Consider the following 21,847-nt stretch of genomic DNA (forward strand, 5'->3'; position numbering starts at 1 on the left):
TCAGGCCCCCTCCACATTAGAGAACATGGCCTCCAGAAAAGTCGGCTCAATCTGGCGTAGCTTCAAGACCTTAGTGACCTCCCCTTCAGCCCCGCTGGCGGTCAGCACCGATGGGATGTTGTGGTCCCCGTTGAGATAGACAATCTCGTATTCACTGTCCGCCGGGTTGATCGCCAGCTTGTCGCACAAACGGGTCAGGCCTTCGTAATCGAGCACTTCGCAATCGCGCCACAGGATCAGCGTCTTCTCGCCAGTCGGCAATGTTCCCTCGACCGTCACAAAGCCCTGCTTGTGCTGAATGTCGATGTGCCGAACGGTGAGGCCGATCAGGTAGTTGAAGGTTTCGATCAAATCGACCTTGCGCGGTTCATAGGCGCCCGCGCTGTCGACCGCGATGTTGAGCGTATAGTCGAACGGCTTGCGGAAATCCTCTACTGACAGCAGCGACCCGCGCGCTTCTACATTGAGCATGTAGCGCATCAGATAATCGTCGCGCGCCTCGTCGCTCATGGCATCGAGCAATGCACCCTGCCGGTCGTCGCGCCGTAGGTTCAGGTTGTTCAGCGTGTCCTCGTAGCTCTCGATCCTAAGGACCTTGAAGGCGTGGCTAACGCCGGTCTGGGGAGTCGTCGGATGCCCGTTATCCCATTCTTTCGAATAGACAGTCTTTTGAACACGAGGCTTCAGAACAGGGTCGAAGTACTCTCCTTGCTCAACAATTATATATTTGCGCCGACCACCATCTGACCGATTGAGTTCTATAATCGCGTGAGCTGTCGTGCCGGATCCTCCAAAATAATCTAGAGCAAGTGCGTCTAACTTATTGCATCCGGAAATGTAAATTGCGTCACGAACAGCATGAATAGATTTTGGATAAGAAAATACAGAGGTTCCAAATAGATCTTTAATTAAAGCGGTTCCATGCTCTGTTGCGGAGTACTTTGCATCATTCCAAGTCGAAACTGATACAACGCCGAGCTCGTGCGGGCGACGCTTCAAATAAGGATACAAGCGTCCAGAGCGATCGGCGCGGACTTGGATTTGGTTGCCGGCTGCGCGGACTGTCTCAGACTCCCACCGCCACCTCTTTTCGTGACCCTCATCGTTCGTCGGCCACGCTACCTGCTCATCGTCGTTGGGTTGTTCTAGAATGGTCCACTCGTTGCGATCCAAGTTCCATTCCATTTGAGGTACGCGATAAGAATTGGACGTGAGATATATGGGGTAATACATGCGTGGGCGATCTCGTCGGTTTGAGTCCGATCCCTCACGCCGCAAGTTTCGCCATTCGAATGGACCATCCGCATCAATTTGATTGAAGCGAGCCGTTTGGTCTGGCGTCGGTGGCAGCCGACCAATCGTTGCCTGATCTGAAGCGCCAGCGGCGATCAAGTACTCATGAGAGATCGAGTAACCTGTTTGAGTTGGTCGGCCAGATGGATTTGCCCGAATGGAGAAGGTGCCAAGCAGGTTACCGGCAAAGACATCCTGGCAAATAAAGGAAAGCTCTCGGAATTGCACATCATCGATAGCGGCCATGAGGACGCCGTCACTGCGCATAAGCGGCGCACCTGCGGCTAGACGACTTTGCAACAAGCACGCCCATGAAGAGGACTTGTAGCCATTCTTGTAGTTAATGGCCGACGCGTCGGTGTTGTAAGGCGGGTCAATGTAAGTGGCTTTGACGCATCCCCTGTATCGCTCGGTCAACAGCGTCAGTGCCTGGAAATTATCCCCATGTACCAATATCCCGTCGGTGCTGGCATCCAAATCAGGAATGGCTTTCAGGAGATCGGCCCGGAACGCTGACTCGAACAATGCTGTGTCCACCATCAGATAAGGCGATGCCTTGAGGTCACTTATGCTGCCAGCCTCCGCGCTGTCGCGCATTCCTAGATTGTGCCACTGTGCCCACTGTGCCGGATTGGCGGCAATCGCCGGGGAAAGCTCCTCCGGCACCCGGTCGAGCGTGACGCAATAATGCGCCGACACGACGAACTTCTTCTTGAGCCAGAGCTTCTTCTGGAAGTCCTCTATCTGCGCTAGGAAGGCGATCAGATGCAGCGCTATGGTGCGCAGGCACTGGATCATGCGCAGGTTCTTCTCGATCGCGCCGAACGCCGCCGCATTCTGCACGTCGTCAAGGTTCATGACCTCGTTCTTGATGTAGAAATCCAGCTCCTGTCGCAGGAACCCGCCCAGGTTTTTGTGAATGAAATAGTCGGCGGTGTTCTTCTGGGTATAGTTGGTGAGGCACTTTTCCAGAATGGTGCGCTGGGGGTTGCTGTCTGTCGGCGCACGCTCGGTCAGGCCCAGCCAACGCGCCTTGACTGCCTCGTCCGCCAGCACGGCGGCGACCGCCTGGCTGACCAGCGCGTCCTGTTTCGTGCCCTTGGGCATTGCCTTGTAATCGAAGCGGATCACCAGAGCGCCGTCTTCCTCGCTGACGGGGACGATGGTTTCGTCGTATTCCTCGCCATCCTCGTCAATCCGGGTGACGGTGCGGGCTTCGGCCAGGACGAACCTGCGCTCCTTGTCATTGTCCTTGCGATTGTCCTTGGCGGTGTCGGCCGCGACCAGCCGGAATTGCACCGACCGCCCATCTTCCAGCTTGAAGCCGTAGTTGCTGAACGCTTCGCCGGACTTGGTGTAATACTGGTCCTTGTTGGCCCAGTGGAGCACGACCTCTTCCCCAGAATAGGGGATGGCATAGGTATCGCCCTTGTACCGGCGCTGGCTGATGAAATCGCCCTTGTCGTAGTAGCGCGAGAAGAAGGTCAGCAGGTGGGAAAAGACCTGATTTTCATGCTCTGACGCACCGGTGGTGGCGGCAGCGATGGCCTCGCGGAGCTTCTGCACGGCAGGCACGGTGTCCGGATTGACGCCGTCGGCTTCATATTGAGCGATCTTGTCGGTCAGCTCCTTCGCCAGCGCGTCGGTGTTGGCGGCGGCGCCTGCGGTAAACGCCTCTGCCACCTGCTCCCTGAGCCGGGTGGTCAGATAGGCATCGATCTCGCCGGCGCGGGCATTGAGGATGCGATAGACGCCGAAATCCAGCTCGGGCCGGTCAATCTGGAAAATTTCACGAAGTTTGGTGACCAGCGCGTCGAAATTGCTCATTCTTTCGGTACTTCCCGGATTCTCTCAATGCGTCTGTAGTCCTATACGACGGACCAGCGGATCGTGAACAAGGTTTCACTCGATTGCGCACGCTGCATGCGCTTCTGCAGCCCGGCGATCAGCTCATCACGTTTGTCGGCGATTTCATCCTCTTGGGCAAAGATGTCCTGTCGCTGCTTGCGCTGGCGGCGCTCCAGCTCCTGGATCCGTGACTGGAAGCCGTGCTCTTCCTCCAGAGTGGTGGCCTGACGGGCCTCTCGGCGGAGCATTTTGATCTGCTCCTTGGTGTCCCTCAACGCCTTTTCAGCAGCGAAAATCTTGTCTTCCGCCCACTGCTCCAGCCGATCGCGGGCGACTGCGAAATGCTTGTTGTTGGCCTCCAGTGACCGGTTGAGCGTAGCGCGAACGTGCTGATCGGCTTCGGCATCCAGCCGGGCGGACAGGTCCGGTGGCCGGATGGCACATTCGTGAACCGTCGCGGCGATGCCGAACAGCTTTGTACAGGCTTCCTGGTCGATGGATCGCCCGGCATCATCGATAGCAGAGAACAGCAGGTATTCTTCAGTTTCGAACGCGGACACAGTCAGGCGCCGCAGGGTTAGCCAGCCGCTCCGGCCCTTCAGTGCTTCGGCAACCGCGACTCGCCCCGGATGCGAGGAAATGTCAAAGCACAACTCGGCTATGGGTGTTTCGGCTGCTTTGGCCTGCTCTATCACGCATTCGCCGAGCGGGTGCGAGAGACGGTAGAGGAAATAGCCGTGCTCGGCCGCGGGGCGGTGACCGGCGGCATTCCGGGATATCAGATGGTACCGGCCCTTGGGAATGTCCGCTGCGGGAGGTGACGTCAGTTCGAACGTCAGCGCCTCTTCATCAAAGCTGGCGCGGTCCTGGAGCACAAATTCGGTCAGGTTCCAGAAGGCGCGGCCTACCCGATCAAGTTGCTGGCGCGCATTTTCCAACCGAAGTCGCAGCCTTGCGTGAACGTCCTCGTCGAAGTGCTCCAGCAGGGCCTTGCGGGTATCTTCCATGCGGGCGTTGATCTGTTCGTCGAGCTCGGCCTGCAGGGCATCGAACGCCGCAACGATTTCGTCTGGTGTACGGCAGTTCTGGTAGATCGCCAGAATCCGCTTCTCGAAATCAACGCCAGATTCAATCGAGCCCAACACGTCATCGGATGCACCGAAAACACCGTCGAACAGGTTGAACTTTTCGGTCAGCAGGGCGTGAACCCGCTGATCGGCATCGTTACGTTCGTTCAGGAAATTGATTACGATAACATCGTGGGTCTGTCCGTAGCGGTGGCAGCGGCCGATGCGCTGCTCGATCCGCTGCGGGTTCCAGGGCAAATCGTAATTGATTACCTGTGAGCAGAACTGCAGGTTCACACCTTCGGCCGCAGCCTCGGTGGCGATCATGATCGAGGCACGGTCTCGGAATTCGTCGATCAGGGCGCTGCGAAGGTCGATAGCGCGAGATCCCGTGACCCGACCAATGTTGGTACTGCCCTTGACCCACTGGTCATAAATTTCGGCTGTGCGCGGACCACTGTTGGTGCCGCTGAAGGTGACGACCTGCCCGGCATATCCATGGGATTCGAGGAAAGCGTAGAGGTAATCCTGGGTGCGGCGGGATTCTGTGAAGATCAGAGCTTTACGGGCGGCTCCCATCCGGCCCTGTTCGGAAAAACCGATGTCGAGTGCGGTGAGCAGGGCCTTGGACTTTGTGTCGGTGCCGATCGCGCGTGCCATTGCTGCCAGCGCGGCAATCTCGTCAATTTCGGAGCGGAGCCGAGCCGGCTCGATGACGGTGGGTGACTGGTCGGCTTCATCTTCATCGGCAAGCCATTCGTCGAGCAATTCCTCCTCGATCTCCTCGGCTGTGATGATGTCGTCGGTCCAGTTGTCATCTGGCTCGGCACCGTCGCGAAGATCAACCAGCCGCTGTTGCAACGTGGCCAACGTGCCCGCGATGGCGTGTGAAGATGATGCGAGTAACTTGCGCAGGATCAGGGCGGTCAGATGCCGCTGCCGCGCCGGGATCGCGTAGCTGTCCTCGCGCTGCAGAAATTTTGAAATGGCGTCGTAAAGCGCCTGCTCGGCGTCCGTCGGGCAGAACGGCTGCGTTACGGCCCGGCGCTGGGTGTAGCGGACGTATTCCAAAACCTGCTTGCGCAGGGTGCGCTTGCAGAATGTCGCCAGCCGTTGGCGCAAACCAGGGATGTCGCCGCCAGCGTTTACGTATTTGGCGCGGAAGGCATTCGCGTCACCGAAAATGTTCTCGTCAATGAACGATGTCAGCCCGTAGAGTTCCATCAGGCTGTTTTGAAGCGGCGTGGCCGTGAGTAGGAGCTTTTTGCGGCCTTCAGTCCCCCAGCGTAGAGCCTGGCCAATACGATTGCTCGGGCGATAGGCGTTGCGGAGCTTGTGAGCCTCGTCGATAACAACGAGGTCCCAAGCGATATGACGAAGCTCGTCCTGCAGCTTGGCCGCGTAATGATACGACAGGATGACCACGGCCTTTTGCTCCAGCGGCAAGGCGTGGCCTTCGCGTCGAAGTGATCGGTGCGTTTTGGCATCAATGACGACTGCCGGAAGGTTGAATTTCTCCGTCAGCTCGTTGGCCCATTGCTGCCGGATTGATGCCGGGCAAATGATTAGAAGTCGTCTTTTGCGCTCTGCCCATTTTTGGCAAAGTACGATCCCCGCTTCGATGGTCTTTCCTAGCCCGACCTCATCAGCGAGTATGGCCCCGTCTGAGATTGGTGACTGTAAAGCAAACATCGCTGCTTCGATCTGATGGGGATTAAGATCGACCGATGCGTCGAATAGAGACATCGAGAGTTGGTCGGCATCGCCCGGTGGCGCCTGCTTTGTCAGATCGTAGGCAATGTATTTACTGTGGTATGCAGTTGGCATGTGATGTGTGTAGGCAAATGACCGTCTGCCTGTCGAGCGCCCACGCAGCTTTCCGGTCCAGCATCACCTGTCTTCGTGCAGCTTGGACGAGAGAGTTCGTCCGCAGGCTCTCTCCCACCGGCAATTTTTGTTCAATCGCAATCGTTTTTCCTGATGGACGCGCTTACGCAGCGAGCTAGCATTAACGCCCTAAAGCCCCGAGCCGCCCCTGCGAAAGGGATCCCAAGGTAGGCCCTTAACCTGAACTCGTATAGCAGCGGAGGGAGCGTCGGCTTTGTCCCAGATGTGGCTCTCGCTGCGGGCGGCTGCCGACCCATTCAAGACTCTCAGCCCCTAATTTTCGGCTCTTGGTAGCAGCCTGTCCGATTTCCCATTCTGGACGCGCGCGAGGGCATCTCCGGTCAGGCGGCTTTTTTTCCGAACAGCGGACACCGGACAGGCCGCAATGGATCGAGGTCCGCGGCCTCCTGAATAGCCGAAAGGGGGCGCTAACCAGACCTGCGGGGCGGGGCCAAATCCTGCTTCGCATCGCTCAGTCGGACGCCTCAAAGAATATCGGGTTGCGCATCCATTGGTTCACGGCTGACTCTCGCCAGCCCTTGCAGCGGGTGCTGATCTGGATGTTCCGCGGGAAGGTGCCGTTCTGCATCTTGCGGTACATCGTCGAGCGGCTGAGCCCGGTGCGTTCGAGCACGGTCTTCAGGCGGAGGATGCGGTCGGGGGTCTCGGTCATGGCTTAATCCTGTCTGCGTCGGTCTGGCTCCCCGCGAACAGGATTGAGAATTGAGCCGATGGTGCAAGGGGGTGGGGTCCGAAGTCCTTATAAAGGACCCTGTGGCGTCCAAAGACGTACCCTGGCGTAGGTTCGATTTTCGAGGGTGGAATCCCATGGCGTCTCACGCCTGCGGCGTGACCGCGCTCTACACCGCTGCGCGGCGCCGAGTCGCTCTTCGGCGTCTCGGTCCGTTCGGATGACGATCGGCTGACGCAGGTCGGAGCTGCGCTTCCGAATTCTGTCATCACGCAGGCGCGATGGCGTTGGCCTCCGGCTTCGATCTGGCGGAGGTGGGCGTCGCTACCCTTTGAACCCGCCGCGGCGTGCCGCAACCCCGGCTGCGCCGGGGTCCTTCTCTTCGTTCCGGCCCTTCGGGTGCGGCCCGCCTCTGTCGGCGGGATCGTCGGTCCGCTCCTGCCGCCCACCCCCGCCATTCCGGCGCCGGTTGCGGTGGTTTTGAAGGAGTGAGGAGAAATGAGGACCGGAAACGAGCGTGCGAGCCTTTATGCCGAAGTGACGTCGCGGGTGATTGCCGAGCTGGAGGAAGGGCGGCTGCCCTGGGTGCAGCCTTGGGATGCTGCGGCCTGCGGGTGCACCATGCCTGCCAATGCAGTGACCGGGCGGCGCTATTCGGGGATCAATGTCCTGATCCTCTGGGCGGCGGTGATCGAAGGCCGCTATGCCTCGCAGCGGTGGCTGACCTACCGGCAGGCACAGGCAGCGGGCGGCAATGTCCGCAAGGGCGAGCGGGGAACGACCGTCTGCTATGCGGATCGGTTCACGCCCAAGGACGAAGCGGAACGTGCGCGCGACGAGGACCGCGAGGCGCGGCAGCTGGCGTTCCTCAAGCGGTTCACGGTGTTCAATGTCGCGCAGTGCGAGGGATTGCCCGAGCGGCTGACCGAGTTGCCCGAGCTTCCGGCCGAGGCGGAGATACTGCCGCAGGTTCGCAGCCTGATCGAAGCGAGCGCCGCGGACTTCCGGATCGGGGGCGGCGAGGCCTTTTATTCCCCTAGCGGCGATTATGTCGCGGTGCCGCCGCAGGCAGCGTTCGGCGAGCCGATCAACTGGTATCGCACCGCGCTCCACGAGCTTGGCCACTGGACCGGGCATCGCAGCCGGCTGGACCGCAACCAGCGTGGCGGGTTCGGCAGTGCCGATTATGCCCGCGAGGAACTGGTGGCCGAGCTGGCAAGCGCCTTTTCCTGCGCGTCGTTGGCGATCCGGCCGACCGTGCGGCATGCCGACTATGTCGGATCATGGCTTGCGGTTCTGCGCGAGGACGAGCGCGCGATCTTCCGCGCGGCGAGTGCAGCCAGCAAGGCGGCGGATTATCTGCTGGCCTTCGCGCCTTCCGGGGAGGCGCTGTCATGAGCGAGAACCTCACCGAAGCCGAGATCATCGAGCGGCTCGAGGCCGGGCTTCAGCGCATGCCGAAACTGCGGCGCGAAATCTTCCTCGCGATCCGGGTGGACGACCTGTCCTATGCCGAGATCGCCGAGCGGACGGGGCTCAGCGTTAGCCAGGTCGAGCGGCATTTCGCGCGGAGCATGGTCACGTTGCTTGAAGCGTTCGACGGGCGCCCTCCGGTGCCGTGGTGGAAGCGCGTCCTGCGACTGATCACCGATAGGCGGCGGCGATGATCAGCGCAGCCTCGCCGGCCTGTCCGGCGAGGCTGTCCCAAGCACCTTCATGGCGTTAGGATCGGCGAATATGCAGACCAGTCTCGACCATCTTCCACCGGCCAAACAGCGCGAGCTGGAGCGCGTCTTCCAGATCCTGTTCGAGGAATTCGGCGACGCGACCGCGATTGCGACATCTGACTGGAAGAAGAATGCGCGCATCCTCAAGGTCATTCTCTACGGCAGCTATGCGCGCGGCGGTTGGGTGGACGAACCGCACACCGCCAAGGGCTATCAGTCGGATTTCGACCTGCTCGTCATCGTCAACAACGAGAAACTGACCGACCGCATCGAGTTTTGGTCGACCGCCGAGGATCGGCTCGACCGCGAGCTGGCAATCACTAAGACGCTGCGCACGCCCGTCAATTTCATCGTCCACACGATGCACGAAGTGAACGACGGTCTCGCGCATGGCCGCTATTTCTTCATGGACATCGCCCGCGATGGCATCGCGCTCTATCAGAGCGCGGACACCGAATTCCATGAGCCGAAGCCCAAGACGCCCGAGCAGGCGCTGGCCATGGCGCGGGAATATTTCGAGGAGTGGTTTCCCAGCGCGATGAAGCGCTTCGAGATCGCGGGTTTCGATATCTCTAAGGGCTTTTTGCGGGATGCGGCGTTCGACCTTCATCAGACCACCGAACGCCTCTATCACTGCGTGCTACTGGTCTGCACCTTCTACACGCCGCACGTGCACAATCTCGGCTTCCTCCGCACCCAGGCCGAGCGGATCGATCCTCGCCTGATTGACGCGTGGCCGCGCGACAATCGCGCCGACCGCTCCCGCTTCCAGAAGTTGAAGGAAGCCTATGTGAAAGCGCGATACTCGAAGCACTTCCGGATCAGCGAAGAGGAACTGGCGTGGCTCAGCGAGCGCGTCGAATTGCTCGGGCAAGCGGTTCAGGCCATCTGTGAAGAGCGCATCGCCCAGCTGGAGCGCAGCGCCGCCGCCTGATTGTCAGGCGGCTCGCGCATCCTTCAGCGCACCCGCGATCATCGCGGCGAGCGCTTCCTCGGCGCGGGCGCGTGTTGCCTGCTCCTTCGACAGCAATTCCTGCCGCACCCATTCGGGCGTGCGCGTGATGATGGCGGCGATCGCCGCCTGAAGGTCGTCCTGCATCGGGGCGCTATGGCGATGCTTCGTCATCATCGGCAAGTGAGAACGCGCGTTGCCCACGACGCCGCCATAGCGCGAGCGCTTCGTTCCCGCGCTCGCCGCGCAACTTCGCGGCGCCTTCGACCAGCAATCCGAAGATCACGGCGCGATCGTCATCGGTCAGGTCGATCAGCCCGGCCTTGGCGACGAGGCCGCCAAGTTCGATCAGCTGGCGAGTTCGCTCGCGGCGCTTCACCACCCACCTGCGCGTGTCATTGCGCGCGATCCTGGCGGAGCGCCGATTGCGCATCGCCATCGCCCGACGCAGCGTCGCGCGTGTCCTGGCGACCGCTCCTGCGAGCCTTGCGCGATCCTTGAAAGAAGGCCGCGCCCCGCTTGCGCCAGCCCTCCTTCGCGGCTGTTTCGCTGGACTCGACGGCAGCGAGCAGAATGCCTGCCAGCTGCTCGACCGGCAGCACATCCGCGCCGGTCGCGACAACCAGTTCGCCGAGCTGGTGCAATCGCCGTTCCTTGAGCAACTTCGCCTTGTCGTCGAGGGCCTTCAGTTCCGAATCATAGTCGCGGGGTTTGCGCATCACACCATCCTCAATTGCCATCGTGGAAGATGCCAGTTAGGTACTGCGTCGATCAGCGCAAATGCCGTGGAACTTCTTGAGACAAGTATTTCCCGAGAAAGATGAATTCTTTCGAGGGCGCGCTTATACGTTGTGCCAACGTCGCTTGAATAGTGTAAGTGGATTGCCGCCATGGCAATCTACCATTTTTCGGCCAAAGTCATCTCGCGCGCCGCGGGCTCATCGGCGCTGGCGTCGGCGGCCTATCGCTCTGCTTCGCGCCTGCACGACCAGCGGCTCGACCGGCACCACGACTTCTCGAACAAGGCAGGCGTCGTCCATTCCGAAGTGATGCTGCCGGAAGGTGCACCGGAGCACCTGTCAGTTCGCGAGAAGCTGTGGAACGAGGTCGAGGCGGCGGAGAAGCGGATCGACGCGCAGCTCGCGCGCGAGATCGAGTTCGCAATTCCAAGGGAGATGACCAAGGAACAGGGCATCGCTCTGGCTCGCGACTTCGTGGCCCGCGAGTTCGTCGACCGGGGGATGATCGCTGATCTCAATGTCCATTGGGATATCGGCGCCGACGGCCTGGCGAAGCCGCACGCCCACGTGATGCTCACCATGCGTGAGGTCGGCGAGGACGGGTTCGGAAAAAAGAACCGCGACTGGAACCGCACCGAGCTGCTGGAGAAATGGCGCGAGCGCTGGAGCGAGCATGTCAACGAACGCCTCGCTCAATTGGATATCGATGCGCGGATCGATCACCGCTCGCTCGAAGCGCAGGGGATCGATCTTGGTCCGCAGCACAAGATCGGCCCGGCAGCGTCGCGGATGGCGGCCGAGGGTCTCGAATCCGAGCGCGTTGGCGAGCACCGCGAGATCGCGCGTTCGAACGGCGAGAAGATCATCGCCAATCCGGACCTCACGTTAGATGCGATCACGCGCACCCAGGCGACGTTCACGACGCGCGACCTCGCCATGTTCGCGCATCGCCATAGCGAGGGGAAAGACCAGTTCGATCAGGTAATGGCGGCCGTGCGCGGCTCGCCCGAGTTGGTTGCGCTTGGCAAGGACGGGCGCGGCGAGGATCGGTTCACGAGCCGCGACATGATCGAGACCGAGCAGCGTCTCGCGCGCGAGACGCAGGCGCTTGCGGAGCGGGAACACCATCGCGTTGCCGAGCACGATCGCGATCGTGCCATCGCCAGTGCCGAACGCCGCGGCCTGGCGCTTTCTGCCGAGCAGCGATCGGCGTTTGAGCATGTCACCGACGCCAAGGATCTCGGCGTCGTGATCGGCTACGCCGGCACCGGGAAATCCGCGATGCTGGGCGTTGCGCGCGAGGCATGGGAGCGCGCCGGCTATCAGGTACACGGGCTCGCACTCTCGGGCATCGCTGCCGAAAATCTGGAGAGCGGATCGGGCATCGCTTCGCGCACCATCGCGAGCCTTGAGCATCAATGGTCGCAAGGGAGGGAGTTGCTCACCTCCAATCATGTGCTGGTGATCGACGAGGCCGGCATGATCGGTTCGCGCCAGATGGAGCGCGTCATCGCAGAAGCCGAGAAGCGCGGGGCCAAGGTCGTGCTGGTTGGCGATCCGGAGCAGCTTCAAGCAATCGAGGCGGGTGCCGCGTTCCGCGCCACGGCCGAGCGCCACGGCGGTATCGAGATTACCGAGGTCCGCCGTCAGCGCGAAGACTGGCAGCGCGATGCCACGCGCCAGCTGGCCACAGGTCGCACTGCCGAGGCGCTGCACGCCTACCGCGACGCTGGGATGGCGCTCGAGTCGGAGACGCGCGCGGCGGCGCGCGAGGCGCTGATCGACCGTTGGGATAGCCACCGGATCTGCGATCCGGCGCGCTCGTCGATCATTTTGTCGCACACACATGAAGAATGCGACGAACTGAATGGGCTGGCCCGGGATCGCATGAAGCGCGACGGGACGTTAGCCACTGAACTTACTGTCAAAACTACGCGCGGCGAGCGCTTGTTTGCCGCCCAGGACCGCATCATGTTCCTTCGGAACGAACGCGAATTGGGCGTCAAGAATGGCTCGCTCGGCACCGTCGAACAGATCGATCGCGCCCGCATGGCAGTGCGGCTCGACGATGGCCGGCACGTGGCGTTCGACGTCAAAGACTATGCGGACGTCACCCACGGCTACGCCGCTACGATTCACAAGGCGCAGGGCCTTACCGTTGATCGTGTTCACGTGCTGGCCACGCCGGGGATCGACCGGCACGCCGCCTATGTCGCGCTGTCGCGGCACCGTGACGAAGTGCATCTCCATTATGGACGCGACGACTTCGCCGACGAGCAGCGGCTGGCGCGCACGCTGTCGCGCGATCGGCCGAAGGACAGCGCGCTCGACTACGACCAGGGTACGACCCGCTTTGCCGAGCGGCGCGGCTTCGATCGATCGAGAATCCTCGACACGCTCGCGCGCGAGCAGCTGGTCGATCGCGGTCACACTGCGCCCCAACAACCGCGGCGCGGCAGGTTCGACGGGTTGCGGCTGCGCGCTCCTGGCGCCGAGCCGGTGCCGAAGCGCAGCCGGTTCGACGGGCTCAAGCTATCGGCGCCGGCAGATCGAACGCCAGTCGAACGACAATCCGCGCTTGGCACTGCGGTCCAGCGCTATGCCCGCGTCGCGCAGGATATCGGCCGCATGACCGAGCAAGGCCTGCCCGCGCTGGAATATCAGAAGGCAGCAAGGGTGCAGGCCGCGCAGGCGCTCGATGCGATGCACCGGCATGGCGCGCACGATCTCGATGCCGTGTTCGTGCGAGAGCCCGGCATGGTGGGTGAGGCGGCCAACGGGCGCACTGCCAATGCCATTCGCCAGATGCAGTTGGAAAGCGAGCTGCGCGCCAACCCCGATCTTCGTGCCGACCGGTTCGTCCGAGCCTGGCAGCAGCTCCGCGCGCAGCGCGACAAGCTCAGCGGCTGGCAGGACGAAGATGCGCGCGGCGCGGTCGAGAATTGCATGCGCGCCATGGCGAAGGGCCTCGAAAAGGACCCGGCGCTCGGCGCTGCCCTCAGTCGGCGCGGCAGCGAGCTGCTCGGCCGCCAATGGTCCCCCGAATGGTCGCCGGGTAGTCGCGACGGCGGCATTGGCGCCGCGATCGGCGATCAGGCGCGCACGCGATCGGTCATCCAGCAACTGACGTTCTCGATCGACCGAGGGCGCAATCTTGGAATCGGACTATGAATGCTGAAACCACCGCGCAGCCAGCCGGCGACATCGACGACCCGGAGGTTGCGTTCGAAGCGATGACCCGAAAGCTGGCGGGTCTGACGGCGGCGGTCGAAGGGTTTGCAGCGCGCCAGCAGGAACTGCATGCCCGTGATTACGGGCCGGACCTCGTGAAGATCCTAGAGCAGTGGGCGGAAATCGTCCGCGCATTTAGATCCCTGAAGGAGAAGCCGGGCATCGCGCTGACGCCCGAAACCCTTGCACCGCAGATCGCGGAAGCCGGTGAGAGGGTGCGCGCGGCCGATCACCAGGCCTGGGCCAGCGCCAATCGGGAGCTTGGCTCCGCGATCCAGTCGCTAAAAAGCGTAGTGGCGTCCGCGATGAAGGCCGAAACGCAAAAACATTGGATCATCGGCGCGGCGACAGCGGCGGTGGTGGTGGGATTTGCGTCCGGGACTGTCGTTCCGACGAGGATCGCACAGTCCGTGCCCGAAAGTTGGCATTGGCCGGAGCAGCGGGCGGCACAAGTGCTCCAGCGCAGCGAATGGGACGCTGGAATGCGGCTGCTGCATGTTGCTGATCCGGCACGGGTACGCCGATTGAATGACGCCGCGCAGCTTGTTGAGGATAACGCGGATGCGTTGGCGGCCTGCCGTAGCCGCATCGCCCCACCCAAGACCGCGGTGGAGTGTCGAATTGAGGTTTCTGCGCTCAATCCGAGCTGACGTTCCGCGTCGTTTTCCGCCCAATTCTGGCTGTTCAGCTCGGTTCGATGCGAACTTGAAGCTGTCGTTCGTTCATCCAGGTTTGAACAGTTGCCTGAGCGGTCGGAACTCGGATTTTTCGCCTCGCCACAATCTATGTAGAGCGTCAGGGCTTCGTAGGAGCCGACGTTTAGTGTTGACCTAAGGTATGGCTCATAATTGCCGGCACTCCTCGAGTAGCGAAAAGGCGGTTTCAAGCCGGTCAGGTGTCGCCTCGGGCGGACTTCCGAGCGTCGTTCCCGGAGTCTGGGTCCAGCCGCCTTCGTCCATCACGATCCGCAGGCGCAGGATCGTCTTGCCACGTCCGCGCGCGTCGTTCAGCCCGCGCGTAACGCACCAATAGGTATGCTGCGCCATGACCCAGGTCTCGAGAATGCGGACCATTATTTCGTGCGGACTGAGCGTGCGCCAGGCGCTCGCCTCAGCGCGCGCTCGGGCCGAGGGCAATCGGTCGAAGGTTTCGAACTCATGTGCTTCGTCGGGCGCTTCTGCGAGGCTGTGGCGTAACCCGGCAACGATCGCGGTCGCCAGACCCTGCCGGGATTTGAGCGCAGCCTGCAGGATGTTAAGAAGGTGAACTGGATTGGACGGCACAGCCGTCAGAATCCACGCATCGGCTGTCGTAGGCAGCTTCTTGCGTCCGAGTTCATTCAGGAAAGCGCCCGCGACCGAGCCCGTGTGCATCGGGCCGTCGCCGAGCTGCTCGACGAACCAGTAGAGCAGCGCCTCAAGCGTCAGACGGAAAACTTGGCGGACCTGGACTGCGCGCCACTCCGTCGCGGCGGCAGGGCAGGAGGCCGGATTTCCCCATGCATCCGGTCGATCCGCCATCCGCGCGCGGACACCGTCGATATCCCAATCTTCCTCATGGAGGTCGTTATAACCTGCCTGGATGAGAGCGATGCCCCTCCGCCTCGTAACGGGCGCCAGCGCGCCGCCAAGCCGCTCGAACAATGCCTTTCTTTCGAGCGCCGACGGTTTCTTGATCGACCAGAGCCTTCCCCAGCGCGCCACATCAGCGCTTTTGACCGTCACTGACCCGAGACGGCTGAAAGCGGGATGATCGAGTTCTCCCGCCAGTCGCGCCTCGAAAGCGTCGAGGACCGGATCAAGGTCCGGTGGGGTGATGAAAACACCGGCCCCCTCTTCGGCGCGTTCAAGCCAACCCATTGTCTGCAGGCTTGGGCCATAGTTCAGCGGTGAGATTAGACCTGTTGAATAGCGGCGCGTGTCGCGCCGCCTTTCCCATTCCTGACCGCCGAACGTATAGCGGCTGACCTCGAACAATTTCCGCATCGCCACGGCGCCGGGCAGATCCGCGCGCGGATCGATGAGAAACTGCGACCATGCATAGATCGCTTCGATCCGGTCGACGAAATCGCGCATCTCCTCGTCGAGCGCGCCGGCCTTCTTCCCGCCCTCAAGGATACGGCGAACCTGACGCCACGCCCAAGCCATCACGATATAGGGGCGGACATGACGCGCGACATTGTTGAGGTCGGGAAAGACGCGGTCCATCAGTCCAAAATTGATCTGACGCAGACCCAGCGGATCGACACCGCCTTGGCCGATCCCGATCTTAGCGACGATCTGCGGTCCCGAGGCCGCCCGGGCATTGTCCAGGAGCTCTTCGAGCCTGGCCGGCATCACAACGCTCTGCTCAACAGGATGTGGCCGCAGCAGGTGCCGATCCCGAGGCGGCTGAGGTCTTCAGCCGTCGCGCGCGGAAACTGCATGTGGCAGCGCGGGCAACTCGTCGGCGGGACGTCGAACAGATAGAATTGGGCGAACATCGCCGGATCGGTCACAGCCCTCAACAGACGAGGCCAGTGCGGCGATTTGCTCAGGCTCGGGAGCTGGACCGACAACTGCCCTGACGACACGGCGGCGAGATAGGCGCGGATCTCTTCACCAATAGTCTGGGTTCTACCGATCGCCTCAACGAAGGGCGCTGGCTCGAACGTGCCACCGAGTAGGTCAGCAAAGGCCGGTACGGACCTCAGCGACAGCGTCGCGAGGGCAGAAAAATCGGCATGCCCGGCGAGCAAGGCCCGCCGTGCGCGCGCCGCACCGTCGGGTCGCCCGTCGGTGCCATAGGCGAGCACGAGTGCTGCCACGGCCTGTTCGGCCTCCGGCGTTCCAAAGGAGGTCACCGCCGGCAAGATAGTAGCCAGCCACAGCCGGACCTTTGCTGCCGGCGGCCGGATGCGATCCGTTACGAAATGCGTCATCGCGAGCGCGAGCAGCGGATCGAAAGCAGGGCATTTTGGATCAAGCATGCGCGGCAGCAACGCTTCGAAATGCTCGAGGGATTTCGCATTATCCCTATCCTGCTGGCGAGCGCGCCGCTCGCGCGTGCTCTGGTCCTCATCGTCGTCATCGTCGGCTTCGGCGCCGGTCTGCCACGGCCCCCGCGGAACCGAAAAAGCGGACCGGAGCAACGCCATCGCATGACGCCAGGCGGCAGCTCCGCCTCCGTCGGTCGGCCGGGCTCCTGACCCTGCTCCACCGGCCTGAAGGGAGTGCGTGTGAACGAAGGTCGCAGGCGCTTCAGGCTGCTCGGCGTTACCGCCGCCAGAAGGCGATGCCGCCCGTGGCAATCGATCGGGATCCTCGCGGAACCAAGCCAACATGGCGGCGACGTCAGCCGGCGTGTCGCTGCCGGCCAGGATTGCAAAGATCCGCGTCGCCATCGGCCCGACCCGTCGTATGAGTTCCGACGCGGCCGCGATCGAGATGAACCCCTCGGCCATCTTGAGATTCTGCTCGACGCGGATGACAAGGCGGCCGCTCTCCCACGCGTCCTGCTCGAGCGTAGGGGCGTCAACGCTAAAGTGACCATCCGGATGGATGTCAGCCCAGCCAAGGTCACGGGTCCGGCGGACGGTGCGGACAAAGACTTTCACACGCCCCCGAGGATTTGGCGACAAGACGCGCGCTTCCACCCGCCCAGCCTTGAGCGCCGCGCGGATGATGCCGATCATGGGTTGGTCGTCCGCCTCCTCTTCCTCGAGTTCAACCTCCGGTCGCTCGGGTGCGTCGGCGGGGGATACCGTCCACCCCAACAGAACGCCGCGCTGCAGACGCAGGACGGAGGCTTCGACATTTGCTCCGAAAAGGCCTGCATGAGTCGCGTTGGCACTGCCCGACAGCACGAGGCGGCCACGCCTACAAAGAATCTCGATCGACTTGGCGTGGAGTGGCCTTTTGTCGGCGGCGAAAGGGGCGTCGATGGTAACGGCGCTGCGGGCGCGCACCGCATCAAATGGCCAACAATTCGCCCCAGTCCCGCGCACCGTCCCTTCGGGATGCGCGTGCAGGACGATGTCGTCGCATTGTAACTCGGCGGCGATGCCATCAAGCCCGCGCCCATCGAGATCGTGATAGGGTGATACGACCGTGATGCGGCGAGCGCCCCCCAAATCGTCGACAAAGCTAACGAGGTCCGCCGCGATCGAGCCGCCAACATTGTGGAGAAGTCGGATATTTCCAACGCGTGACGCCCCGCGGGTCGCGGCGCGTAGAGTTTCGGCGAGCTCGAGACAGGCGGACCCGGCTTCCGTGCGGATGCGGTCCGAGAGCGTCAGAAGCTCGAAAAAGTCGGCGGCGTCGTCAAACGCATCGGCGGCAAAGCTCGGGTGGAGATGCTCGGTTAATTCGAGATTGCCGCCCCAACCGCCGAAGGTCAGATTGCCCGATCCGACTAGCAAATGGGCGTCATCAAGGCTGGCGAAAACGCTGAGCTTGGGATGGAACACGCCGCCCAGGCAGGCGACCGGCTCGATCTCATAATCACGTCCGGCTCGCCGCGCGCCTGCCTCGCTTAAGCCGGCGCGAACCCCTTCCGGGTCAGCGAGTATGAGGGCCGATTGTCCCCCGCCACGAACGAGGCGGTCGAGCACGACTGCCTCGAAGAAAGACAAGCTAAGAGCATAGGTCGTGAAGGCAACGCTGCGCCAAGGCGCCGCGGAGACGACATCGAGCGGATCCAACTGCATTCCCCCTGAGCCGAGCCTAATCGACCGTTTGCTTTACGAAAAGTAGATTAGTTAGCGACCTGCATCTTTATGGGGGCACCCTGTTGGCGTGACCAAAGATCACGCTTCCCGTCGGCCCGAGGAATCGCGCGACTGGCGATACCCGTTCAGTTCGAGCGTAGTCACCTTGATCATAATTTCGGGCTGCAAGATCAACGCCTGTCTAGCCAACACCTTATCGGTGCGGCAAAACGGTTGCGGGGGATCACATATGAAGCTGTTCGGCGAAACTATCCGTTTGAGCTCGCGCGATCTTACCGGTCACGTGAACTGTTCGCATCTGACGCAACTCGAACTTCAGGTGGCGAGAGGGGACGCGAGGCGGCCGAAGCCATGGGATCCGTCTCTGGAAGCGCTCTGGGAACGTGGCATCCGGCACGAGCGCGAGTTCGTTCAGGTGCTTTCGGACCAGGGCTTGCGCGTAGCCGCGACCGACGGCGTCGACGTCGACGATGCCGCCGTCGAGAGCACGCTCGCCGCGATGAGGGACGGAGCGGACGTGGTCGTGCAGGCCGCGCTTCGTGACGGTGATTGGATCGGCCGCGCAGACGTGCTGCGCCGTGTCGAGGTGCCGAGCGGCCTCGGGGACTGGTCGTACGAGGTCTACGACACGAAGCTGTCGCGCGATACGAAGGCGAACACCATCCTGCAGCTCTGTCTCTATTCGGAGCTGCTCTCGCAGATGCAGGGCAGGACGCCCGAGCACATGCATGTCGTCGCGCCGTGGACCGACTTCGTGCCACAGTCCTATCGAGTGGCCGAATTCGCGGCCTACTATCGTCGCGTGAAGGACGGACTGGCCACCACGATCGCCACGGTTCCTGCACCATCCACTTACCCGCATCCGAACGCGCATTGCGACATCTGCTCGTGGAGGGCGGAGTGCGACGCGCGCCGAAGGGCGGACGATCACCTGTCGCTGGTCGCAGGCATCACGTCGCTCCAGATCGCCGAGTTGAACCAGCACGAAATACGCACGGTCGCCGCCTTGGCCGAAATGCCCCTGCCAATGCCGTGGCAGCCCGGGCGCGGGTCACGGCAAGGCTTCGCGCGAGCGCGGGAGCAAGCCCGACTTCAGGTGGAAAGTCGAGAGGCGGGAGAGCTTCGTTTCGAGACTCTCCCGATCGAGGTCGGGTTCGGCCTTGCGCGTCTGCCGGAACCTTCGGGCGCCGATATCTACCTCGACTTTGAGGGCGACAGCTTCGTTGGTGAACATGGGCAGGAATACCTGCTCGGCTACTATCACCTGGGTGACGACGGGGAGCTCCATTACATCGGGCTATGGGGGCTGACGCGGGAGGACGAAAAGCGGGCCTTCGAAGCCTTCATCGACTTCGTGATGGAGCGCCGGGCCGCGCGCCCCGATCTCCATATCTACCATTACGGCGCCTACGAGGTGGGTGCGCTGAAGCGGCTGATGGGCCGCTACGCGACAAGGGAGGACGAACTCGATCGCATCCTGCGCGGTCTTCTGATGGTGGACCTGCTGAGTGTCGTGCGCCACGCCATCCGGGCCGGTGTCGAGAGCTATTCGATCAAGCGGCTGGAGCCGCTCTACGGCTTCGAGCGCCGGACGGATCTCCCGGATGCCAACCTGGCGCTCACCCGTCTTCAAACCGCGCTCGAGCTCGACGACCTTGGCGATATCAGCGCTGAAGAACGGGAAACGGTCGAGAGCTACAATCGGGACGATTGTCTTTCTACGCGGCATCTTCACCTCTGGCTCGAGCAGCTCCGTGCGGAAGCGATAGCGGGCGGGGCGCAGATCGACCGGCCGGTCCCTGGCGACGGGTCTCCGAGCGAGAAGGTGGCGGCGTGGCTCGCTCGCATCACGCCTCTGGTCGAAGCGCTGACCGCTGATGTTCCCGCGGATTCAGCAGAGCGCACCGCAGAGCAGCAGGGACGTTGGCTGCTCGCGAACATGCTCGATTTCCATCGCCGCGAGGACAAGGCGAACTGGTGGGAGTTCTTCCGTCTTCGAGATTTGGACGCTGAGGAATTGGTCGAGGAGAAGGCAGGGCTCAGCGGCTTGTCTCTGCAGGCTACGGTCGGCGGGACTGCGAAATGCCCGATCCATCGGTATGCATTTCCTCCGCAGGAAACGGATCTCCGACCCGGCAAGAAGCTGAAGAAGGTCGGCGGCGAAAGTCTTGGGTCGGTCGAGGCGATCAGTATCGAGGGACGAACCGTAGACATCAAGAAGGCGCAGGCTTGCGCAGATGTCCATCCGCCAGCGGTCTTCATCCACGAACACGTCGGATCCGAGCCGATGATGGAGTCCCTCGTGAGGCTCGCCGAGCATGTCGTAGCGAACGGGATTGAGGGGGAAGGGCCATACCAAGCCGCCCGTGATCTGCTGCTGCGCGTGCCCGCGCGCTGGGCAGAGGGAGGTCCGCTTCGGATGGAGGGTGAGGATGCCCTTGACGCAGCGCTCCGGATCGCGGGCACTCTCGTGGAGGGCGTGCTGCCTGTGCAGGGGCCTCCCGGAGCGGGAAAGACATACACGGGTTCGCGCATGATTGCTGAGCTGGTGCGCCGGCAGAAGCGCGTAGGCATCGTCGCGAACAGCCATGCTGTCGTTCGCAATCTTATCGACGCTGTCATCGAGCGAGCGGACGAACAGGATCTCGATCTCACATGCGCCCAGAAGCCCGGCGAGAAGGAGCCCGATGGGCACCGGCTCCGGATCGCAGCCAAGAACGGTGATCTCATTGCAATGCTCGGAGCCGGCTGCAGCGTCGGCGGCGGGACGGCGTGGCTCTGGTCCTCCCCGGAAGCGTTTGAGTTCGTCGACGTACTGTTCGTCGACGAGGCGGCGCAGATGTCTCTCGCCAACGTATTGGCGGTGTCGCAAGCGGCCCGTGCAGTGGTTCTTCTCGGCGATCCGCGGCAGCTCGACCAGCCGATGCAGGGTAGCCATCCAGAGGGCACCGACACGTCCGCCTTGGACCACATCCTCGCCGGCGCTCAGACGATCGGCCCCGACCAGGGCCTCTTCCTCGAGGAGACGTGGCGGCTTCACCCCGCCATTTGCGCGTTCACTTCGGAGCTGTTCTATGAAAGCAAGCTCCGGTCGCGCGACGGGCTCGAAGCCCAGACGGTGGACGGCGGACCTGCCGCCGGGAGCGGGCTGCGCTACATTCCTGTCAGCCACGTCGGGAACCATAATTGCTCGCCCGAAGAGGCCGACGTGGTCGCCGAACTCGTTCGGGGGATCGTCGATGCCGGTGCGGCATGGATCGACAAGGATGGGAATGTGCGCCCAATCGGGATGAACGAGATCCTGATCATCACGCCGTACAACGCGCAGGTCTATGAGATCCAGCAACGTCTCCCGGGCGCGCGGATCGGCACTGTTGACAAGTTCCAGGGGCAGGAAGCGCCGATCGCGATCTATTCCTTGGCGACGTCGAGCCATGCCGACGCTCCACGAGGCATGGAGTTCCTGTACAGCTTGAACCGGCTGAACGTAGCGACCTCGCGCGCGCGGTGCTTGTCGTATCTGGTGTGCAGTCCGGCGGTCTTCGAGGCAGAGTGCCGGAGCCCTCGCCAGATGCAACTCACTAACGCTTTCTGCCGGTTCCTTGAAATGACAGAGTAAAGAGGGGAACGCCTCCCCGTCGCAATCTTTCGGCTGGCCGCACATCAACAACCACCCGTCGAATTTCCGGAAATGTTTCCCAAA

At 62.3% G+C, this 21,847-nt stretch carries 14 protein-coding genes; 6 read left to right on the forward strand and 8 right to left on the reverse strand.

Annotated elements, in window-relative coordinates:
- From AB2M62_RS07310 to AB2M62_RS07320, 3 genes are all read right to left on the reverse strand, one after another.
- Window positions 1-3,120 carry a site-specific DNA-methyltransferase gene (locus tag AB2M62_RS07310; RefSeq protein ID WP_404338928.1) on the reverse strand — a complete coding sequence of 1,040 codons (3,120 nt, stop codon included), beginning with the start codon at window positions 3,118-3,120 and terminating at the stop codon, window positions 1-3.
- A gap of 41 nt (window positions 3,121-3,161) precedes the next feature.
- A complete protein-coding gene (locus AB2M62_RS07315; protein WP_404338930.1) occupies window positions 3,162-6,035 on the reverse strand; it encodes an SNF2-related protein in 2,874 nt (957 codons plus the stop codon).
- Window positions 6,036-6,567: 532 nt separating this feature from the next.
- On the reverse strand, window positions 6,568-6,768 hold the full coding sequence (locus AB2M62_RS07320) for a helix-turn-helix transcriptional regulator (protein ID WP_404338932.1): 201 nt from the start codon (window positions 6,766-6,768) through the stop codon (window positions 6,568-6,570).
- A 516-nt stretch (window positions 6,769-7,284) separates the two neighbouring features.
- On the opposite strand from AB2M62_RS07320, the gene AB2M62_RS07325 reads away from it, so the two are divergent.
- The 3 genes from AB2M62_RS07325 (at window position 7,285) to AB2M62_RS07335 (ending at window position 9,447) form a co-directional block, all read left to right on the forward strand.
- Window positions 7,285-8,184 carry an ArdC family protein gene (locus tag AB2M62_RS07325; protein ID WP_404338934.1) on the forward strand — a complete coding sequence of 300 codons (900 nt, stop codon included), beginning with the start codon at window positions 7,285-7,287 and terminating at the stop codon, window positions 8,182-8,184.
- Window positions 8,181-8,453: a sigma factor-like helix-turn-helix DNA-binding protein gene (locus AB2M62_RS07330; RefSeq protein WP_404338936.1), complete on the forward strand. Its 273-nt coding sequence runs from the start codon at window positions 8,181-8,183 to the stop codon at window positions 8,451-8,453. Before AB2M62_RS07325 ends, AB2M62_RS07330 begins: the two co-directional genes overlap by 4 nt.
- 70 nt (window positions 8,454-8,523) lie before the next feature.
- Window positions 8,524-9,447: a HEPN domain-containing protein gene (locus AB2M62_RS07335; protein WP_404338938.1), complete on the forward strand. Its 924-nt coding sequence runs from the start codon at window positions 8,524-8,526 to the stop codon at window positions 9,445-9,447.
- Between the two features lie 3 nt (window positions 9,448-9,450).
- On the opposite strand, the gene AB2M62_RS07340 is transcribed toward AB2M62_RS07335, so the two are convergent.
- Genes AB2M62_RS07340 through AB2M62_RS07350 form a run of 3 tightly spaced genes read right to left on the reverse strand, consistent with a single transcriptional unit; the run spans window position 9,451 to window position 10,184 of the window.
- Window positions 9,451-9,612, reverse strand: a complete 162-nt coding sequence (locus AB2M62_RS07340; RefSeq protein ID WP_404338940.1) for a hypothetical protein — start codon at window positions 9,610-9,612, stop codon at window positions 9,451-9,453.
- Between the two features lie 7 nt (window positions 9,613-9,619).
- Complete coding sequence (locus tag AB2M62_RS07345; RefSeq protein WP_404338942.1) at window positions 9,620-9,898, reverse strand: conjugal transfer protein TraD; 279 nt, start codon at window positions 9,896-9,898, stop codon at window positions 9,620-9,622.
- Window positions 9,861-10,184: a conjugal transfer protein TraD gene (locus AB2M62_RS07350; protein ID WP_404338944.1), complete on the reverse strand. Its 324-nt coding sequence runs from the start codon at window positions 10,182-10,184 to the stop codon at window positions 9,861-9,863. Before AB2M62_RS07350 ends, AB2M62_RS07345 begins: the two co-directional genes overlap by 38 nt.
- Before the next feature lie 171 nt (window positions 10,185-10,355).
- Here AB2M62_RS07350 and traA point away from each other — a divergent pair, with 171 nt between their 5' ends.
- Both traA and AB2M62_RS07360 read left to right on the forward strand, forming a co-directional pair.
- On the forward strand, window positions 10,356-13,376 hold the full coding sequence (traA, locus tag AB2M62_RS07355) for a Ti-type conjugative transfer relaxase TraA (RefSeq protein ID WP_404338946.1): 3,021 nt from the start codon (window positions 10,356-10,358) through the stop codon (window positions 13,374-13,376).
- Entirely contained in the window at window positions 13,373-14,086 is a 714-nt protein-coding gene (locus AB2M62_RS07360; RefSeq protein WP_404338948.1) for a DUF6118 family protein, read from the forward strand. Before traA ends, AB2M62_RS07360 begins: the two co-directional genes overlap by 4 nt.
- A gap of 192 nt (window positions 14,087-14,278) precedes the next feature.
- On the opposite strand, the gene AB2M62_RS07365 is transcribed toward AB2M62_RS07360, so the two are convergent.
- Window positions 14,279-15,772, reverse strand: coding sequence for a septum formation inhibitor-activating ATPase (locus tag AB2M62_RS07365; RefSeq protein WP_404338950.1), 1,494 nt, complete (start codon window positions 15,770-15,772; stop codon window positions 14,279-14,281).
- On the reverse strand, window positions 15,772-18,117 hold the full coding sequence (locus AB2M62_RS07370; protein WP_404338952.1) for a hypothetical protein: 2,346 nt from the start codon (window positions 18,115-18,117) through the stop codon (window positions 15,772-15,774). The genes AB2M62_RS07365 and AB2M62_RS07370 overlap by 1 nt, the downstream gene beginning before the upstream one ends.
- Before the next feature lie 256 nt (window positions 18,118-18,373).
- Here AB2M62_RS07370 and AB2M62_RS07375 point away from each other — a divergent pair, with 256 nt between their 5' ends.
- The gene (locus AB2M62_RS07375; RefSeq protein ID WP_404338954.1) at window positions 18,374-21,763 is read left to right on the forward strand and encodes a TM0106 family RecB-like putative nuclease; all 3,390 of its coding nucleotides are present in this window, start codon (window positions 18,374-18,376) and stop codon (window positions 21,761-21,763) included.
- The last annotated feature ends 84 nt before the right edge of the window (window positions 21,764-21,847 follow it).

Source organism: Sphingomonas sp. MMS12-HWE2-04 (assembly GCF_044881185.1).
Classification (GTDB): domain Bacteria; phylum Pseudomonadota; class Alphaproteobacteria; order Sphingomonadales; family Sphingomonadaceae; genus Sphingomonas.

Excerpts from the sequence above, each read along its gene's own strand:
- AB2M62_RS07310 (WP_404338928.1), bottom strand. The coding sequence starts at position 3,120 with ATGAGCAATTTCGACGCGCTGGTCACCAAACTTCGTGAAATTTTCCAG.
- AB2M62_RS07315 (WP_404338930.1), bottom strand. The coding sequence starts at position 6,035 with ATGCCAACTGCATACCACAGTAAATACATTGCCTACGATCTGACAAAG.
- AB2M62_RS07320 (WP_404338932.1), bottom strand. The coding sequence starts at position 6,768 with ATGACCGAGACCCCCGACCGCATCCTCCGCCTGAAGACCGTGCTCGAA.
- AB2M62_RS07325 (WP_404338934.1), top strand. The coding sequence starts at position 7,285 with ATGAGGACCGGAAACGAGCGTGCGAGCCTTTATGCCGAAGTGACGTCG.
- AB2M62_RS07330 (WP_404338936.1), top strand. The coding sequence starts at position 8,181 with ATGAGCGAGAACCTCACCGAAGCCGAGATCATCGAGCGGCTCGAGGCC.
- AB2M62_RS07335 (WP_404338938.1), top strand. The coding sequence starts at position 8,524 with ATGCAGACCAGTCTCGACCATCTTCCACCGGCCAAACAGCGCGAGCTG.
- AB2M62_RS07340 (WP_404338940.1), bottom strand. The coding sequence starts at position 9,612 with ATGCAGGACGACCTTCAGGCGGCGATCGCCGCCATCATCACGCGCACG.
- AB2M62_RS07345 (WP_404338942.1), bottom strand. The coding sequence starts at position 9,898 with ATGCGCAATCGGCGCTCCGCCAGGATCGCGCGCAATGACACGCGCAGG.
- AB2M62_RS07350 (WP_404338944.1), bottom strand. The coding sequence starts at position 10,184 with ATGCGCAAACCCCGCGACTATGATTCGGAACTGAAGGCCCTCGACGAC.
- traA (WP_404338946.1), top strand. The coding sequence starts at position 10,356 with ATGGCAATCTACCATTTTTCGGCCAAAGTCATCTCGCGCGCCGCGGGC.
- AB2M62_RS07360 (WP_404338948.1), top strand. The coding sequence starts at position 13,373 with ATGAATGCTGAAACCACCGCGCAGCCAGCCGGCGACATCGACGACCCG.
- AB2M62_RS07365 (WP_404338950.1), bottom strand. The coding sequence starts at position 15,772 with ATGCCGGCCAGGCTCGAAGAGCTCCTGGACAATGCCCGGGCGGCCTCG.
- AB2M62_RS07375 (WP_404338954.1), top strand. The coding sequence starts at position 18,374 with ATGAAGCTGTTCGGCGAAACTATCCGTTTGAGCTCGCGCGATCTTACC.